This window comes from Alistipes sp. ZOR0009 (assembly GCF_000798815.1).
Classification (GTDB): Bacteria; Bacteroidota; Bacteroidia; order Bacteroidales; family ZOR0009; genus Acetobacteroides.
Window position 1 is genome coordinate 51,984 of record NZ_JTLD01000018.1, and the last position, 16,677, is coordinate 68,660.

Below are 16,677 nucleotides of genomic sequence, written 5' to 3' on the forward strand. Positions count from 1 at the left end.
TACTATTAATAATAAGTATATATTATGAGTTATAAAGTTTTTCCTCATTTCGTAATCCGCACACCTTTATTACCCTTTAATTTACTTGACAGCATATTGATGGATTATAAAAAGATGATGCAACTAACATCTAATCCATTGATTCAAGAGGCTATTTACATTGCCTCTGCTGATCTATTCAGTGAACTTCAAAAATTGTTGAAAGATGAAATTAATGATAAAAAAAATAAAACTAGAATAATACATTCTTTAGTAAGATATATAAGTAGAATGTCAACAAGATGCACACCTTTCGGGCTATTTGCAGGATGTAGTATTGGGAGTATTAGCGATTCAACTTCAATCTGTTTTAGTGGTACCATCAATAAAACTGTACGTCTAGATATGCAATATCTAGGATGTCTTTATAATTATTTAGTAAATGATCCAAATGTTAAAAATAAAATTAAATATTATCCTAATGATAGTATATATCCTATAGATAAGAAAATTCGTTATATCGAGTGTTTAGATTTTAATTCAAAAAAAAACTACAAAATAGCAGAAATCAAAAATAGTATATATATAAAATCGATTCTTAAAAAAGCAAAAAAAGGAGAATTTATTGACAACTTAGCATTATCTATCGTCTCAGATGATATTTCATTTCCAGAGGCATTCGCATTTATTGAGGAATTAGTCAATTCTCAGGTATTAATTGGAGAACTATCCAGTTCTATTACTGGAGAAGATTATTTTGATCGTTTAATCAGTCTACTTGAAAAAATAAATTATGACAAATTGGCACTAGAATCTCTAAAAGAGATTAGATGTCACTTAAAATACATTACTCATAATATAGGAAATATTGAGCAGTATTATAAACTTGAAAAGCAAATTCATAAATTAAACATTAATTATAAAGAAAAATCATTCTTTCAAGTTGATATGATAAAATCTACAACTTCTGCGACTTTAGGAGAAAATATAATTAAAGAACTTCAACAGACAATGGAATTTCTAAATAAGATAACCACATTGGGAGAAAATCATGAATTAATTAGTTTTAAAAACGAGTTTTACAGTCGATATGGAGACAAAGAAGTTCCTTTAATGGATGCTTTAGACCCCGAATTAGGATTAGGATATCCATTAAAATCAACCAAACTAGAAGTTTCTAGTTTCTTAAGTGATTTCCATTTTAATGACAAAAAAAATCCATCGACAATTTATTTGAGCGCATTTCAAAATATTTTATTAAAAAAAGCACTAGCGTCTATTTCCTTAAATAGTAGAGAAATTATACTAACTGATGATGATATAAAAGATTTTAATGCAGATTGGACTGATTTACCTTTGACAATTTATTCATTAATTGAAGTTATTCAGTCTGATCCAAATGAGTTGTTAATTAAGGCAAATTATTTTGGGGGAAGTTCTGGAGCAAATTTATTGTCGAGGTTTGCTCATACCGATGATAAAATTAAAGATTTTATAAAAAATATTATTTCTAAAGAAAATGAATTTAATTCCGATGCAATATCTGCAGAAATAGTTCATCTTCCTGAATCTAGATTAGGAAATGTATTATTTCGTCCTCATTTAAGAGATTATGAATTAGTGTATATGTCTATTTCTGACTTACCTAGTGAGAATATAATTCAAACATCTGATTTATTAGTATCTATAAGGAATGAAAAATTGCACTTACGTTCCCAGAAAAAAGGAAAAGAAATAATCCCTTTTTTAACAACCGCGCATTTTTATCAAAATAGTTCTAATCCAGTTTATCGTTTCTTATGCGATATGCAGACACAGTCTAAGAGATCTTCCATTTTTTTTAGTTGGGGGGATCTAGAATATCTTTTGCCTTACCTACCTCGTATAAAATACAATAACACTATTCTATCAGTTGCTACTTGGATTGTTGAAATTAAGGATATTAATTATTTATTTCAAATTGAAGATGATGATTTATTGATTAAAAGTATCGAAAAATGGAGAGAAAAACTATTAATTCCGACAAATGTATTATTATCAGATGGAGATAACTATTTGTATGTTAACTGGACTATTCCTTTAAGCATAAGATCATTATTTACAATAATAAAAAAAAGAAATACTGTTGTTTTTAAAGAATTGATATTTGATCATAATAATAATGTTGCTTCAGACAGTAGCAATGGAAAGTATTTCAATGAATGTATTGTTGTTTTTCATAAAAAAAAATAAAATGAAAGAACTTCAAAGAAATTTTATCCCAGGAAGTAAGTGGATATATATAAAACTTTACACAGGAAGTCATACTGCCGATAAGATTCTGGTCAAAGATATAATGTTTATTATTAGCAAACTTAAAAAAGCAAAACTCATTAACAAATGGTATTTTATTCGTTATTCAGATCCAGATTTTCACATCAGATTGCGAATATTAGCTAATAATGATTTTGATTTTGCAAGTATAGTTAATATCGCTTTCACAAAACTAGAAAAATTAACACAAAGTGGATTAATATGGAAAGTACAGTTTGACACATATAATAGAGAACTAGAGCGATATGGAAAAATATTAATCGAAGAATCAGAAACTATATTTTATTATGACAGTGAATGTATATTGTCAATTATTAAAGATATAATTAATTGTAATAATGAAAATTACAGATGGATGATATCTTTAAAATTAATAGATATTTTTCTTTCAGATTTAAAACTAAATATTGATGAAAAATATATAATTTTAAATGAACTATGCGATTCATTTAAACGTGAATTCAACATTGACAATTACAATAAAAAAATATTAAGTAATAAATTTAGGGAACATAGATGCGTACTAGAATCTATATTAGACAATTCTATTGAAGATGAAAATTTCAAAAAACTATATTTGCATATTAAAAAGAAAACATCAAAAACAAGTCCTGTGCTATATAAATTAAAGTCTGATTTACAAAACAAGATGCACAATATAGCACTAAATGATTTAATAAAAAGCCATATCCATATGACTTTAAATCGTCTTTTTAGTTCTAATAATCGTTTGTATGAAATGGTTATTTATGATTTTATAAATAAATTCTACAAAAGCAAAATTGTCAGAAATAAGAATAAATTTATTTAGCATGATAGTTGTGTTGTAAAACAATATCGCTCCATAATTAATTTTATGGATAGACTTACAACATTAATGATGCATGAACAACAGCAAACAATTCCTATAATTATCTGTAATGATATTTTTCATTGATATTTATAAGATTAAAAAAATCAATTTTACCGTTACATTTATTTTAACAAACAAGTTTTTACCGAATCCCAAAGTCATCAATTTAGATTTGCAAGCACATTACTATTAAATCAAAAAGAGACTTTTAACAAACAACTATTTTAACACAAGCATCAGTGTAAAACCTATTTTTTTTAACAGACATGAAAATATTCCCAAATTATCAGCAGCTAGATTCAATGGACTGTGGTCCCACTTGTTTGCGGATAATTGCTAAATATTATGGACGTTCTTTGTCAATGAAACTTTTAAGAGACAAATGTTTTATGACTAGAGAAGGTGTTTCTATGTTAGGCCTTTGCGAAGCTGCTGAAAGCATTGGTTTTCATACCAATGGCGTTAAAATAACTTTTGATCAACTTTTTAATGAAAAAATATTTCCATGTATTTTACACTGGAATCAAAATCATTTTGTCGTATGCTATAAAATAAAAAAAAAACACAAAGAAATTTATGAAATAAAAATTTCAGATCCTTTAGGAGAACGATATTCATTATCAAAATCAGAATTTTTAAAATGTTGGGCAAACTCCAAATTTGAAGGAAAAGATATCGGAATTGTTTTATTTTTAAAACCTACTCCTGAATTCTATAAAGAGAATGATATATCAGGTAAAAATGAAGCAACATTTATTTATTACCTACGTTACCTGCGTCCATATAGATCTCAATTAATACAAATCACTGTTGGTCTTATCATTGGAAGTATATTGTCATTTATTCTCCCATTTCTTACTCAATCTATAGTTGATCAGGGTATTTCAAATGGTGATCTAGGCTTTATATCATTAGTTTTAATATCTCAACTATTTCTATTTGCAACACAATTAATTATAGAATTTATTCGTAATTGGATAACATTGCATATAAATAGTCGAATAAGCATCTCATTGATTTCTGATTTTTTAAATAAATTAATGAAACTTCCAATTAGTTTTTTCAATACAAAAAACATTGGAGATATAATGCAACGAATAGAAGACAATTCTCGAATAAAATCTTTCTTAACTGGATCGAGTCTTTCTGTTTTATTTTCTTTTGCTAATTTTATTATATTTGCGACTATATTAAGTTATTATAGCATAATAATATTAGGAGTTTTTTTTACAGGAAATGCACTATACATCATATGGGTCATTTTATTTATGCATTATCGCAGAAAACTGGATGCAGTACGATTTTCTCAAGCGTCAGCAGAGCAAGACAATTTAGTTCAGTTGATAAGTGGAATGCAAGAAATTAAACTTAATAATTGCGAAAAACAACAGCGATGGAAGTGGGAAGGAATACAAATAAATCTTTTCAATATAAGCATAAAAGGACTCGCTTTGGAACAATATCAACAAATTGGTTCTATATTTTTTAGCCAAACAGCTTATATTATTATTTCATTTATATCAGCAAGGAAAGTTGTTGAAGGAACTTTAACTCTTGGAATGATGATGTCAATTAGTTATATTATTGGACAATTATCAGGACCTATTGGACAATTAATTAGTTTTATACAATCAGCACAAGATGCTAAATTAAGTTTAGAGCGTTTACGTGAAATCCATAATAAAGAAGACGAAGAACAAAAAATTGAATATAAAACAAATAACATCCCGCCTAGTAAAGATATATCTATTGACAATTTATTTTTCAGTTATGACAATTCAGATAGAAATTATGTCTTAAAAGGAATAAACTTAGTAATTCCAGAAAACAAAGTAACAGCGATTGTCGGTACCAGTGGAAGCGGAAAAACGACTTTGATAAAACTTTTGTTGGCAATTTATTTTCCATCTAAAGGAAAAATAAAAATAGATAATGTATCTTTAAGTGATTTAAATCCTCATCTTTGGAGACTAAAATCCGGCGCTGTCATGCAAGATGGATTTATATTTTCAGATACAATTGCTAATAATATAGCATTAGGACAAGATATTATTGATAAAGAAAAATTATTACATTCTGTAGAGGTTGCTAATATAAAAGAATTTATTGAATCACTCCCTCTAAAATATAATACAAAAATTGGAATGTCAGGAAATGGGATAAGTCAAGGACAACGCCAACGGCTCTTAATTGCAAGAGCAGTATACAAGAATCCCGATTTTTTATTCTTTGATGAAGCAACTAACTCATTAGATGCTAAGAACGAGAAATGCATCTTAGATAATTTAAATTTATTTTATAAAGGAAAAACAGTTGTCATTGTTGCTCATCGTCTGAGTACAGTGCAAAATGCTGATAAAATAATAGTAATGGACAACGGACTGATAATAGAAGAAGGAACTCATAATCAACTAATTAACAACAGAAGCACATATTACTATTTAGTTCATAATCAACTACAACTTGGTAAATAGGAAAGTATCAATGGAAGACAAAGAAATAAAGGGCACAGATTCCACAGAAGATTTTAACAGGGAAGAATTGCAAAATATTATAGGAAGTATTCCATCTTCGATATTACGAAGAGGAATTACTCTTATTGCTCTAATTGTTATCTCTATTATTGTTGGGAGCGCAGTATTTAAATATCCTGATATAATATCGACTTCGATGACGCTTACGAGCATGAATCCATCTATTGCACTAACGGCAAAAGTTTCTGGACGATTATTAGATGTTAGAGTTGTTGATAAGCAATATGTAAAAAAAGGAGAGTATCTATCAATAATAGAAAATTATGCAACAATAAAAGATGTTATATTTATAAAAGAATATTTAGATTTACTAAATCAAAATATCAACAAATTCAACCTCCCTCCTGTAGACTTAAATCTAGGATCGATGCAGTCATTATATTCAAATCTATATCACTCTATAAGTGAATATTATGAATTCAAACGGCTCCGATACCATAATCAAAAAATATCTTATATTAATAACAAAATTCATCTGTATGAAGATTTATACAAAAATGCAATTCAACAAAAAGAAAATATTTATGAACAATTTAATTTAAAGAAAAATAAGCATATAAGAGATTCCATCTTGAATAATCAAGGGGTAATATCTTCTGAAGAGTTAGAAAATAGTAAATATGAACTGCTCCAGAATAGTGTTTCTATTTCAAATATGCAGTCGACAATTCAAAATGCGGCAATACAAATATCCCAAATGAAAGAAAATATTTTTGAAACAAAATGTGATAATATCGAGAAGAATAATCTGTTATTAAATAAGATTAAAATACATTCGGCGGAACTACGTTCTGAAATTAAATTATGGGAGCAAAATTATGTATTTATTTCTCCTATAAATGGAAATGTTAATTTTACAAATTGCTGGGTTAAAAATAAGCAAGTAACTTCAGGTGATTTAATTTTTAATATTATACCTGATAAAAGAAAATCAATAATAGGAGAAAGTCAAATATACCTATCACGCTCTGGTAAAGTAAAAATTGGCCAAAAAGTTAATGTTAGATTTTATAATTTTCCTGATAATGAATATGGAATAGTCAGAGGGGTTGTTAATAGTATTTCTATTGTTCCAACAAAAAATAAATTCTATATTGTAAAAATAATATTTCCAAATGGATTAAAGACTTCATACAATATAGATTTACCGTTTCTTCCAGAAATGAGAGCAAATGCAGACATAATAATTAATGATCTATCATTACTTGAAAGAATTCTTATGCCTCTAAAAAGAATATGGACAGAACGCATGTAAAATTTTTACAATTCACAAATTTAAATAAAAAAAATCCACATTAATTTATTTTATTTACACAATATCGATAACAATATACAAACAAATCCAATTATAAAATAAATTTTGAATGAGATATGTACCCTTTATTCACAAAATCAAATTTATCTTTTATCAACTCGACACTTCCGTTAGACATAAAATAATATTTATTCGCAACACTAAAGACATTTTCATAGTCGTGATCAGCCAATATTATACCTTTAATTTTAGATTTTTCTATGATTATCTTTTTTAATTCATCTATTAAAATTGGAGACATATTGCTAAAAGGCTCATCCAGTATTGCAAATTTAGATTTAATAAATAACACTATTTTCACTTCTAAATACCTCAATTCTCCTCCAGACAAATTATATACTTTGCTTTGTTTTAATTTATATAGCACATCATCGTTCAAAAAAACATCTACAGCATATTTTCCAAAGCACAGTTCAATTAGACTATTCAATCTTAGATGGCTAGGAAGAAATGTTTTTTGGGGAAGATATGTCAGAATATTTTTAGATTTATATGGTTGGTCATATATTTTACCATCAATTTTTATAAATTTGTTATCAGCAGATAATGTACCAAATAATATTTTAAATAGAGTAGATTTACCACTTCCATTCTTACCTAGAATCCCAATTATATCATTTGATTCACATCTCAGATAAACATCTGTAATGATTTTGTTATCTCCAAATGATTTTGTAACACTGTCTATTTCAAGAATGCTTTTCATACAAATATATTAACAATAAAAAAACGCCTAAAAAAACATGCAAAAAAAAACTTACTAATATTAAACTAATTTTAGATATTCCATTATTAGCATAAAAATAGTATTCATTTTTATGTGACATTTCTTTATACAAAAAACCGATAATTGGCCCAGCACTCATGGATGCTATTAACATAACAATGAAACTCAAAGTAACAATTGACACTGCGACTGAAAACACCCAAGATAATACTAATGTGCTTTTATGGAATTCCAAGTAAAATCTTAACTTATCCATTATTCGTCCATTTTTTAACCACAACCAATTTATGTTAAACACACAGTACTACATTAATTACAATAAGGTTATATCTAGTTGAGTTTTTCACATTAAAAACTAATACAACAAGATGCCTACAAATTAAATATGATTCAAATGTAACTAAATCACAACTCAAATTGACAATATTAACAATAATAAACAAATCAATCTCATAGTAGTTCTACATCAATATGTCTTATAAGAATCAGGTTATCCTACAATAAATACGTTATTTTATTAATCGAATTAGTTTTTAATTAAAAAAAACACATATTAACAAACAAAACAACACCTTTGTTAGTCAAAAAAAGAATGTCAAGCGATTACTATTTCGCTATTTCCATGTTTAGATGCTCGTTTGCTGACACCTGATCGGTATTTTCCCTACTCATTGAATTGTTTTAGTATATATAATATAAAGCTGTAACTTGGTTTTATCGAGCAATAAAGAGAATTCGTCCTGCGCTCCCGAAATAGACATTCGCTTTTGGTTCTTTTCAAAGAATTCATCTGTATCCTTACCAATTTCAACACAAAGTGCATTTAAAAGCACTATTTATTGTGTTTATTGTTTTACACATTTAAATGTCGTCATATAATGCACTATAATGCACTATAATGCACTATTTATTCAATCTGCTATTGAAAATTTCGTTCAAACCTCGTCAAGCAGCTTAATCATCCCGAATTTTTAGGATATAATGCTTCCAGCGGCAACTCCGCAGCTGGGATAATCCTTAGCAACATGTTTTCGTATTCGAAAGACGGGATCACCGTCTCCTCCATGCTTGACACCCGTAAGCCAAATGCTAGAGATGAGTACCCTATAAAGATTCGGGTAAATATTAAGCGCCAACGAGAATACTACTCCATTGGAAGAAGCATCTCCAAGGAAGAATGGGAGAAACTGCCAACCAGCAAAACAGCAGCAGCGAAAAAGCTGAAAGAGGAGATCGAATCCAGCTTTTCCCTTGTCCGTAAAAATGTCGAGTACATGGTTGAAAGGGGGGAATTCTCTGTCGATCTCTTGAACCTAAGGCTTGGCCGTGGAACAGGTGATACTGTAAATACTGCCATTCGAGCTAAGATTGAAATGCTTAAAAATGAAGGACGCATTGGCAGCATGCGCACTTATGAAAATACACTTGTTCTAGTTGAGCGATTCGCTGGTAAAAACATTCAATTTAGTTCCATAAGCATTTCATGGTTAAAGCGCTGTGAACAGGAATGGCTTAAGAACAAAAACTATACAACTATAGGCATCCATTTTCGCAACCTTAGAACCATCCTGAATGATGCCAAGCGAGCTGGAATCATTAAGGAAGCCCAATACCCATTTGGAAAAGGAAAGTTTGAAATTAAGACCGGTGAAGCTCACAAGAAGGCGCTCTCCATGGAACAAATTAAGGACATATTCGAATACTACAGCGAGAATGAAACAACAATGAGGTATCGCGACCTATGGGTAATGAGCTACCTATGCAACGGCATCAACATTACAGACTTGGCTAAACTCCATTTTTCCAACATCATCAACGGGGAGATTTGCTTTGTACGCCAGAAAACTTCCCGAACGGCAAAGACAAGACGAGAAATAAAGGTTGTTATCACAGATGATATCCAACGCATTATAGATAAATGGGGTAATAAGCCAAAACCTGACAGCTACATCTTTCCTTACCTTAAAGGAAATGAAAGTCCATTAGAGCAGAAAACAATCATAGAGGATCTAATCAAGCGTATCAACAAGCGCATGAAGCTTATAGGTGAAGAATTGGGCATCGGTAAGATTACAACCTATGCAGCACGTCACAGCTACGCGACCATTCTTAAGCGCTCAGGAGCAAACATCGCCTACATTAGCGAATCTCTTGGGCATACCGACCTTAAGACAACAGAATCCTACCTGGCCAGCTTTGAGCGGGAAGAACGCATTAAAAATGCGGCTCTTTTAACCCAATTCTCCCTGTAGAACATGTAAATATAGGATATATAGGTTGTCAATAGTGACGTAACAACAAGCAAGCTGACTATGAAAGGATTTGTAGAGTACATCATTGCCAATATTGAAAACTTTGAGGAAGAAATCGAATTCGAAATGCTTAAAAAGGAGCATGAAGATAATAAGCGATTCGTGGAGGAAGTGCTTGACCTGCTATAGTTCCAACAGCTCAATAAAGAGTCAAAATGAAGAAGATGGACAAGAAAAAGGCTCAAGAAGCATTGGAGGCCTTAAGCAGGGTAGCAGCTACGCTTAACGAGCAATGCGCCGACGACCCCAACACCATGCGAGCCATTGGTAAGATAATCGTTCAAGTAGATGACCTAATTTTCAGACTGAAAAGAAAAGGATGCTAACAGGCATCCTTTCTTTATTTCAGTCCCAATACAGAACCTAGTTACAAGATTAGTTCATTAATGTTCTTCTCACTCCTATACCGCTTTTGAGATAGCGGCTGCTTATGCAATCCAACCTCTACAATGTACCCTCGTCGATCAAGCCACCTGAACTCTTCGGCAAAGCCAAAAACCTCAGCCAGTGAAGAATCAGAAAAGGAGGCTATATCTCTCAACGAAATACCCTCAGCCTCAGCCTTATCCTTACCCATCTCGTGCACCACCAGCCAGATTATGGCCTGTCTAGGCTTCATTTTGAGGCTCCTTACAAGCGTCCTAAATGATGGGATGACCCTTACGAGCCATTCGGCATTGAGACGGCATCCCCTTAGCAACTCATCAAGCGATATCCGCACAGCACATTCAAGCACCATAAGCAACGTAGATTTCCAGCGAACCTACGAGGTACTAATAACTTATGCAGCAGGGTTGATGATTTTTCGCTAAAGAGCGTCTTCTTCAAGAAAGTTGTCGGGAAGGAATTCTTTTGGTGAGCAGTTGAATACTTTTGCCAGCTCGTTGATATGGTTGAGGTTGTACTTTGCTCGCATTTTTGGATTCTCTACATCCCCTATAAATCCTTTTGAAACATTTAAGCAGAATGCTAGCGTTGCCTGTGACATCTTCTCTTTCATGCGCTTAGTTTTCACAGCATCAATAACGTACTGTTCTATCTTAGTTTTCAATTGGATATATTTTTTTACCAATCCAATGATAAAAAATCGCCATTCTCAATCGCACTTACATGTATGTGTATTATATTTGCTATTGAAATTCTCAAAAAATCATTTTGATATGAAAAAAATTACATTAGCAGTATTGGCATTTTCAGCCATTCTTTTGGTAGCATCATGTGGAAGTAAGGAAACAAAAGAAAGCGCTGATACAGCAACAACTACAAGTTTGACCGGCACAGAGACAACAGCTGAGACAGCAAGCAGTGAAAATTGGGATGATGTACTCAACAGCTACGAAGAGTATATTGACCAATACATTAAGCTAATGAAAAAAGCAAATGCGGGTGACATGTCCGCAGTTTCTGAATATCCAGCCATGATGGATAAGGCCAACGAACTTGGCGAGAAACTGCAGAATGCAAGCACAACCCTTACTACCGAACAGATGAGCAGGTTTACTGAGCTACAAACTAAACTGACCAATGCAGCTACCGAAATGATGAAGTAGCATAATTACTGCCCCAATAATAATCCCCACACAACAAGATGCTATTCTTTTGTATGGGGATCGCTATTAAAGAAAAAGGTCAAGTACTTTTTCCCTGAAGAACATTTCTACCTTATAAGCAAATAGCAGCCCCTTTTCTACCAAGCGTCTGCTTTTCGTTTTATGGCGGTATATGATCGCTGCTTGTGCTAGGGGCATTGCAAATGCGGCCTAGTTTCGTGCTTTAATTTTACTCTAGATAGCAAGATTTGCTATCAAATTACTTAAAAAATCTTTTATATGAAAAAATTTGTTCTGGGCATACTCTCAGCATGCCTACTTCTTTCCAGCTGCTCAAAAGACGATGCACCTAAGCCAACTGATTTGAAACACGAGGTAAAGTTTACCGTCTCTCCATTTTCGCAAGAGATAACCGACATTTCATATGCGAAGTCATTGAGTACATCGATAGGTTATCTCGAATACATTGTTTACAATAGTAGCGGGGTAAAAGTGAACAGAATATCTCAGAAAAGTTCTGATACAAATTTTGGCGTAATTGCTGACCAACTTAGCAGTGGAACTTATACGATCATTATTTTGGGTACTAAGGATACACCCAATATAAGTGATGATACCAATAAGGATTGTGCCAATGTTTATGGAAAAACTTGTGATTCTTTCTATAAACAATTAACTATCAAGGTTGATAAAGAGAATATATCTCAAAACATTGTCCTTGATCGTATTGTTTCATATTTGGAGACTGTCATTACCGATGCGATTCCATCCAATGCAAAGAAAATTGTCCTTAATATTGAAAACGAAAGTGGATCTTTTTTCTTATTAGGAGGTGGTGAGCCAGGCCGTAACGGATTCGTTAATATTGAAAAAGTAGTGGGAACAGCTGATGTTGGTACTACCAACTTTACATTAGGCACTTTTATTTTAAATACAATAGATCCTCTGATAGTCAACATTAGGGCCTACGATGCGGACAATAAAGTTATCGCAGCAAAGAAGGTTTCTAATGTTACCTGCGTAAAGAACAAGAAGATAATTCTTAAAGGCAAGCTATTTGATGGAATCACAACTCCCCCTAGTCAGTCGTTTTCAATCACGGTAAACGATACGTTTCTTGAGCCCACAACGATTACGTTTTAGGCTTACATCTTGCAGAATGTAGTTGCTTGCATGAATTGGAAATTAAAAAGGGGAGGCTGCTCGTTTGTTCGAACAGCCTCTCCTTTTTATAATTCTTGAATATTATAGGCTCATAAAAGACAGCGAAATGTATGCAGTTTCTGAATATCCAACCATGATGGATAAGGCCAACGAACTTGGCGAGAAACTGCAGGATACAAGCACAACCCTCCCTATCGAATAAATGAGCAGGTTTGCTGAGCTACAAACGAAGCGAACAAACGCAGCTACCGATACGATAAAGTAGCAGAATTGCTGCTCCAGCAGAGTCCTATACTCCATCAACTAATTAGGGGAGTATGGGATTTTTCTACTTTGAAAGATACCATTTTGGCTCCTAAAGAACCTCTACATTACAGCAATCCTCCAGCTCATAAAAGGTGCTATCGTCTTGATAAGCTAGGATGCTAGGCAGAAGCTTATACCCAAAGGTTGGAGAGGTTCCTGTGGCAGGCTGTGGCATGCTCGCTACATCAAACCTAACGGCTCTAAATACGCTCCCTAGCTTCAGCTTCATATTCTTCGCCTTTTCAATTTTGAACGTACAGTTCCCCATATACCTAGCTACACAGTAGTAGGTAGGACGCCATCCCAATACAACATATTCCCCCGGCTTGAGAAATCCAACCGTAATGTCATCGGGATGAAAGAGTTCATCCTTCTCATATATGTTGTACCCCCTGTTGCTATAGGCGTACCAACTTTCATAGTTCAAGAGTAAAACAAGGTTGTTTCTAGTTTTTAAAGAGGGCTCTGTGTTCTCCCCGTTGTATTTAAACGCTCGATCTACCGATCTTGCAGAAAAGCTTTCAGCCGTTCTTTCGCTTACCTTGCTGGCCAACATGCTATAAGCAGCCTCAGAATCGATGGTTATGCTAAAGTATTCCTCGAGCTCACCCTTTAGTTGCTTCATTAAATTCAGCAGATTTTCCTCCATTACCTCATCCCTTTTTAATACGTGAAAAACTATCTAAGCCTGTCAAAACTTGTCAGCTGATGTCAGCTACAAGTCAATCTATTTGCTTGTTATAGAATGCAATAGATAGTAGTTTTGTCGTGTCAAAGTTCTAGAACAACTGACAAAACAAAACAATTGACAATTGTTAATTTTAACAACACTACTATGGAAAGCAAAGATAACAGTTTAATGCCACGCTCCGAAAGCAAGCATCTAGGAGGTATAAAAGATAGGGTTGCCCTGAACACTATCGAAGCCATCAGCTTCGTCAGGAAGAGAGGCATCCCGATGAGCAAGTCCAAGCTCTACAAGCTGACGGCCCAAAAATTGATTCCCTTCCGAAAGGCTGGTGAACGGCTGGTATTCAGCACCCCCGAATTGAGCAGCTGGTGTGAAGGCCAAATCACCGATCCCTTTTGCAGCCAGGATATGGCGATAAGCGTCGTTGTAAAATCAGCACAACGACAAGCGGGTAAATACATTAACACGAAAAGCAATGAATAGACAAATCATGGCAGATCAGGCGGCCAGGGAGCAGGCGTTTAACGAGCGCCTCGTTCAGCACAGCGAGGCTAAGGAGCTGAGTGCAGCCCGGAAGGAGTGGAAGTGGCACGCATTTTACACCGAGGAGGATGGGGAGCCGTGTCCCTGTGGGTATCAGTACCGCACGTCCACCGTCATCCTGCTCAACCAGATCAACGGCGCCAAATTGGATGGCGGCATGTGCTGCATGCACCACCTGCCAGACCTAAACGGGAAGGCGCTGATCGACGCCTACTTGCACGCCCGGCTGGTGCTTGAGATAACCCTGCCACCGGAAGCCCTCCAGCTCTGCCTTGAGGAGAAGCTCATAGACGCAGGGCAGATTCGGATTTATAGAGACATCTTAAGCGTTGGCGTTCAACGCTTGCACAACCGCATACTCTCGCCCAAACAGGTTGGATTCGTAAGGTTTGTAAACTATCAGTTTTTGAAACTTATTCGGAGCAGGATTCCGGAGGGGCGGAGCATTACCCTACCTTCCTTCATGAACCCCTTTCCCCAAAGGACGCGACGGGAGCGTCTCCGCTACTAACCGACGGAATGGAGGTACGAGCCGCAGCTCACCCTCAACCGTTAGGCTCAACCGAGCCTAATGCAAGGACGAAGGGGACTAAACACGATGGATGCATCAGCTGCAATTGGTGCAGACTCCCCCTTCGCCTTTTTAACCAAGTCACTAATATTTTTAAAAAGATTAAGCAATGCCAGAAATTAAAAAAACGCCCAACACCCCCCCAGCTCAGCTGGTGAACGCGGTTACATCCCTTAGCAAATCCGACAACTGGAAGGAGGCCAAGGAAGAGTGGGATATGGACAAGTACTTCTATAATACTTCGGGCTATAAGGCCTGCCCGTGCAGCCCTAGAGAAGTCCGAAACATTACGGTGCTAAGAAACAGGTACAACTTCAACGAGCTTGAGATCTGCAACTCGTGCGCCGAGCGCTACTTCGGAATTGGGGAGAGTTCGCGAATTGAAGCGGTGGTGAGGAGGATCAAAAAAGACCCCACCAGCGCAATGGGCTTCCTTTCCCAATGCTACCTTTTCATCAATAAGGTTATCGATAGGAATGAGTTTAACAACTACAGTACCCTCAGCGGGAAGCGTAAGTATGATCAGCTGCAGAGTATAATTGAGGAAACGAACAAGAAGCTACTACGATTCACCGATTACAGGCATCAGTCCGTCCTCAAGAAGTTTGATGCAATTTGGGTTGGGGCAGCCAAAGACTCTCGTATTGTTATAGATTGTGTCCTGCATCGTTGGAAACAGCTAATAGTAAGAGGTCAGTCTGATGAGCCATTTCTTGACTCCTTTATTGAGAACTACCGCATCAGAGCCACCAACCCCAACCTGAACGAGCTAAGAGCCGCCAGAATGCGCCTCGACAATTGTTTTCAAACCTGTAAGCTTTCAGAGAACCTGCTACTTGCTGCCGAAACTAAGAAGTTGGATTACAAGGAGAGCTGTCCCAATGTCGAATCTGGTTTTCTTTATCATGATTTCATGCTTATCGGACTAGAAGATGCCAATGGGAAAGTGACTACCATGGAGTCGCTAGGTATTGATTACGATAGCGGTTGGATGCGCTCGGAGCTGAATGCAATGGCAAAGGTATATCTTGAAGCAAGTAGGTCTAATGCTCCTGTATTTGCGAATAGGATGGAGTATAGCAGCTACCGAGAAGACCTGTACGAGGAGGATTATGAAGATTATGAAGAATATGAGGATGAGGATGAGGAATATGAAGACGACGAAATGGAGGCCTGCAGGCCTGATGTGCTAGAGCTGCTATTCAAGTGCGGATGGCCAGAATGGATCAACCAATTATCCACTCTCCTACTAACAGATGCTTTAGACTACGATTTAAGCCTGTGCAAAAGCCATGATTATATGAAATTTGGCTCGTATGGACATCATAAGAAGAGAGTTATAGATCGCTTGAACACCCTAGATAACATTGAAGACTTTAGAACCTTGAAAAATTTTCACGGCTTTGACGACTTCACCGATTATGATGAGGACGATCGAACTGACTACTACTTGGACTTTCTCAATTTAAAAAATGTATGCATAGAATAAGAGGATTAGCAGATTGGAGCAGCAGCAAAAACCTCATGCTCCGCTAATAAATGAGCCCTCAATGACTTATCTACAAGAAGGTTCTTAAAAGTATTCGGGATAATCAAGCAGGACAATAGCCAAGCTAGACGTCCTGCTTGCGCTGTAGTGCTATCCCATTGGGCTGCTAACATGCAGGATCTAGCTGACGTTGTGTGGATTGCGCTCATTACAACCCCGCTGCTTGAAGTTGGAATGTCCCCAATGAGTAGGGTGCTACGGTTTCTTGAATTGATTTACCTGAAGCTGCTCCTAATAAGGCTATAGCTCGCCTACGGTAATACTGAATCA

17 protein-coding genes are annotated in these 16,677 nt (G+C 34.8%); 12 read left to right on the forward strand and 5 right to left on the reverse strand.

Going from position 1 to position 16,677, the window contains the following annotated elements; all coding sequences use genetic code 11:
- The first annotated feature begins 24 nt into the window (after positions 1-24).
- The 4 genes from L990_RS06320 to L990_RS06335 all read left to right on the forward strand — a co-directional run bounded on the left by L990_RS06320 (position 25) and on the right by L990_RS06335 (position 6,934).
- Positions 25-2,211, forward strand: a complete 2,187-nt coding sequence (locus tag L990_RS06320; protein WP_081981625.1) for a lantibiotic dehydratase family protein — start codon at positions 25-27, stop codon at positions 2,209-2,211.
- A 1-nt stretch (position 2,212) separates the two neighbouring features.
- Complete coding sequence (locus L990_RS06325) at positions 2,213-3,103, forward strand: thiopeptide-type bacteriocin biosynthesis protein (RefSeq protein WP_197057247.1); 891 nt, start codon at positions 2,213-2,215, stop codon at positions 3,101-3,103.
- Positions 3,104-3,411: 308 nt separating this feature from the next.
- Complete coding sequence (locus L990_RS06330; protein WP_047446619.1) at positions 3,412-5,619, forward strand: peptidase domain-containing ABC transporter; 2,208 nt, start codon at positions 3,412-3,414, stop codon at positions 5,617-5,619.
- 10 nt (positions 5,620-5,629) lie between these two features.
- Positions 5,630-6,934, forward strand: a complete 1,305-nt coding sequence (locus tag L990_RS06335) for an HlyD family secretion protein (RefSeq protein WP_156121390.1) — start codon at positions 5,630-5,632, stop codon at positions 6,932-6,934.
- A gap of 91 nt (positions 6,935-7,025) precedes the next feature.
- On the opposite strand, the gene L990_RS06340 is transcribed toward L990_RS06335, so the two are convergent.
- Both L990_RS06340 and L990_RS20200 read right to left on the reverse strand, forming a co-directional pair.
- The gene (locus tag L990_RS06340) at positions 7,026-7,700 is read right to left on the reverse strand and encodes an ATP-binding cassette domain-containing protein (RefSeq protein WP_047446621.1); all 675 of its coding nucleotides are present in this window, start codon (positions 7,698-7,700) and stop codon (positions 7,026-7,028) included.
- Positions 7,684-7,977: a hypothetical protein gene (locus L990_RS20200; RefSeq protein WP_197057248.1), complete on the reverse strand. Its 294-nt coding sequence runs from the start codon at positions 7,975-7,977 to the stop codon at positions 7,684-7,686. The genes L990_RS06340 and L990_RS20200 overlap by 17 nt, the downstream gene beginning before the upstream one ends.
- A gap of 769 nt (positions 7,978-8,746) precedes the next feature.
- On the opposite strand from L990_RS20200, the gene L990_RS06345 reads away from it, so the two are divergent.
- The 3 genes from L990_RS06345 to L990_RS19910 are packed head-to-tail and all read left to right on the forward strand — an operon-like array spanning position 8,747 to position 10,359.
- Positions 8,747-9,973, forward strand: coding sequence for a site-specific integrase (locus L990_RS06345; RefSeq protein ID WP_047446623.1), 1,227 nt, complete (start codon positions 8,747-8,749; stop codon positions 9,971-9,973).
- A gap of 60 nt (positions 9,974-10,033) precedes the next feature.
- Positions 10,034-10,162, forward strand: a complete 129-nt coding sequence (locus L990_RS20510) for a hypothetical protein (protein ID WP_262480644.1) — start codon at positions 10,034-10,036, stop codon at positions 10,160-10,162.
- 26 nt (positions 10,163-10,188) lie between these two features.
- Complete coding sequence (locus tag L990_RS19910; protein WP_156121392.1) at positions 10,189-10,359, forward strand: hypothetical protein; 171 nt, start codon at positions 10,189-10,191, stop codon at positions 10,357-10,359.
- Between the two features lie 41 nt (positions 10,360-10,400).
- On the opposite strand, the gene L990_RS06350 is transcribed toward L990_RS19910, so the two are convergent.
- A complete protein-coding gene (locus L990_RS06350) occupies positions 10,401-10,652 on the reverse strand; it encodes a hypothetical protein (protein WP_047446624.1) in 252 nt (83 codons plus the stop codon).
- A gap of 189 nt (positions 10,653-10,841) precedes the next feature.
- Entirely contained in the window at positions 10,842-11,033 is a 192-nt protein-coding gene (locus L990_RS06355; protein WP_052180800.1) for a helix-turn-helix domain-containing protein, read from the reverse strand.
- A gap of 160 nt (positions 11,034-11,193) precedes the next feature.
- Here L990_RS06355 and L990_RS06360 point away from each other — a divergent pair, with 160 nt between their 5' ends.
- Positions 11,194-11,583 carry a DUF6591 domain-containing protein gene (locus L990_RS06360; protein ID WP_052180796.1) on the forward strand — a complete coding sequence of 130 codons (390 nt, stop codon included), beginning with the start codon at positions 11,194-11,196 and terminating at the stop codon, positions 11,581-11,583.
- 279 nt (positions 11,584-11,862) lie between these two features.
- The gene (locus L990_RS06365) at positions 11,863-12,726 is read left to right on the forward strand and encodes a hypothetical protein (protein ID WP_047446628.1); all 864 of its coding nucleotides are present in this window, start codon (positions 11,863-11,865) and stop codon (positions 12,724-12,726) included.
- Positions 12,727-13,102: 376 nt separating this feature from the next.
- Here L990_RS06365 and L990_RS06375 read toward each other — a convergent pair whose 3' ends face one another.
- A complete protein-coding gene (locus tag L990_RS06375) occupies positions 13,103-13,702 on the reverse strand; it encodes a hypothetical protein (protein ID WP_047446633.1) in 600 nt (199 codons plus the stop codon).
- 186 nt (positions 13,703-13,888) lie between these two features.
- On the opposite strand from L990_RS06375, the gene L990_RS06380 reads away from it, so the two are divergent.
- The 3 genes from L990_RS06380 to L990_RS06390 all read left to right on the forward strand — a co-directional run bounded on the left by L990_RS06380 (position 13,889) and on the right by L990_RS06390 (position 16,347).
- The gene (locus L990_RS06380; RefSeq protein WP_047446634.1) at positions 13,889-14,227 is read left to right on the forward strand and encodes a hypothetical protein; all 339 of its coding nucleotides are present in this window, start codon (positions 13,889-13,891) and stop codon (positions 14,225-14,227) included.
- Positions 14,220-14,798 carry a hypothetical protein gene (locus L990_RS06385; protein ID WP_047446636.1) on the forward strand — a complete coding sequence of 193 codons (579 nt, stop codon included), beginning with the start codon at positions 14,220-14,222 and terminating at the stop codon, positions 14,796-14,798. The genes L990_RS06380 and L990_RS06385 overlap by 8 nt, the downstream gene beginning before the upstream one ends.
- Positions 14,799-14,967: 169 nt before the next feature.
- On the forward strand, positions 14,968-16,347 hold the full coding sequence (locus L990_RS06390) for a hypothetical protein (RefSeq protein ID WP_047446638.1): 1,380 nt from the start codon (positions 14,968-14,970) through the stop codon (positions 16,345-16,347).
- Positions 16,348-16,677: the final 330 nt, after the last annotated feature.

Bases quoted from the DNA above. Each gene is read 5' to 3' on its own strand.
- L990_RS19910 (WP_156121392.1), top strand. From the start codon at position 10,189: ATGAAGAAGATGGACAAGAAAAAGGCTCAAGAAGCATTGGAGGCCTTA.
- L990_RS06375 (WP_047446633.1), bottom strand. From the start codon at position 13,702: ATGGAGGAAAATCTGCTGAATTTAATGAAGCAACTAAAGGGTGAGCTC.
- L990_RS06385 (WP_047446636.1), top strand. From the start codon at position 14,220: ATGAATAGACAAATCATGGCAGATCAGGCGGCCAGGGAGCAGGCGTTT.
- L990_RS20200 (WP_197057248.1), bottom strand. From the start codon at position 7,977: ATGGATAAGTTAAGATTTTACTTGGAATTCCATAAAAGCACATTAGTA.
- L990_RS06340 (WP_047446621.1), bottom strand. From the start codon at position 7,700: ATGAAAAGCATTCTTGAAATAGACAGTGTTACAAAATCATTTGGAGAT.
- L990_RS06350 (WP_047446624.1), bottom strand. From the start codon at position 10,652: ATGAAGCCTAGACAGGCCATAATCTGGCTGGTGGTGCACGAGATGGGT.
- L990_RS06360 (WP_052180796.1), top strand. From the start codon at position 11,194: ATGAAAAAAATTACATTAGCAGTATTGGCATTTTCAGCCATTCTTTTG.
- L990_RS06355 (WP_052180800.1), bottom strand. From the start codon at position 11,033: ATGAAAGAGAAGATGTCACAGGCAACGCTAGCATTCTGCTTAAATGTT.
- L990_RS06380 (WP_047446634.1), top strand. From the start codon at position 13,889: ATGGAAAGCAAAGATAACAGTTTAATGCCACGCTCCGAAAGCAAGCAT.
- L990_RS20510 (WP_262480644.1), top strand. From the start codon at position 10,034: ATGAAAGGATTTGTAGAGTACATCATTGCCAATATTGAAAACTTTGAG.
- L990_RS06335 (WP_156121390.1), top strand. From the start codon at position 5,630: ATGGAAGACAAAGAAATAAAGGGCACAGATTCCACAGAAGATTTTAAC.
- L990_RS06390 (WP_047446638.1), top strand. From the start codon at position 14,968: ATGCCAGAAATTAAAAAAACGCCCAACACCCCCCCAGCTCAGCTGGTG.
- L990_RS06325 (WP_197057247.1), top strand. From the start codon at position 2,213: ATGAAAGAACTTCAAAGAAATTTTATCCCAGGAAGTAAGTGGATATAT.
- L990_RS06320 (WP_081981625.1), top strand. From the start codon at position 25: ATGAGTTATAAAGTTTTTCCTCATTTCGTAATCCGCACACCTTTATTA.
- L990_RS06345 (WP_047446623.1), top strand. From the start codon at position 8,747: ATGTTTTCGTATTCGAAAGACGGGATCACCGTCTCCTCCATGCTTGAC.
- L990_RS06365 (WP_047446628.1), top strand. From the start codon at position 11,863: ATGAAAAAATTTGTTCTGGGCATACTCTCAGCATGCCTACTTCTTTCC.
- L990_RS06330 (WP_047446619.1), top strand. From the start codon at position 3,412: ATGAAAATATTCCCAAATTATCAGCAGCTAGATTCAATGGACTGTGGT.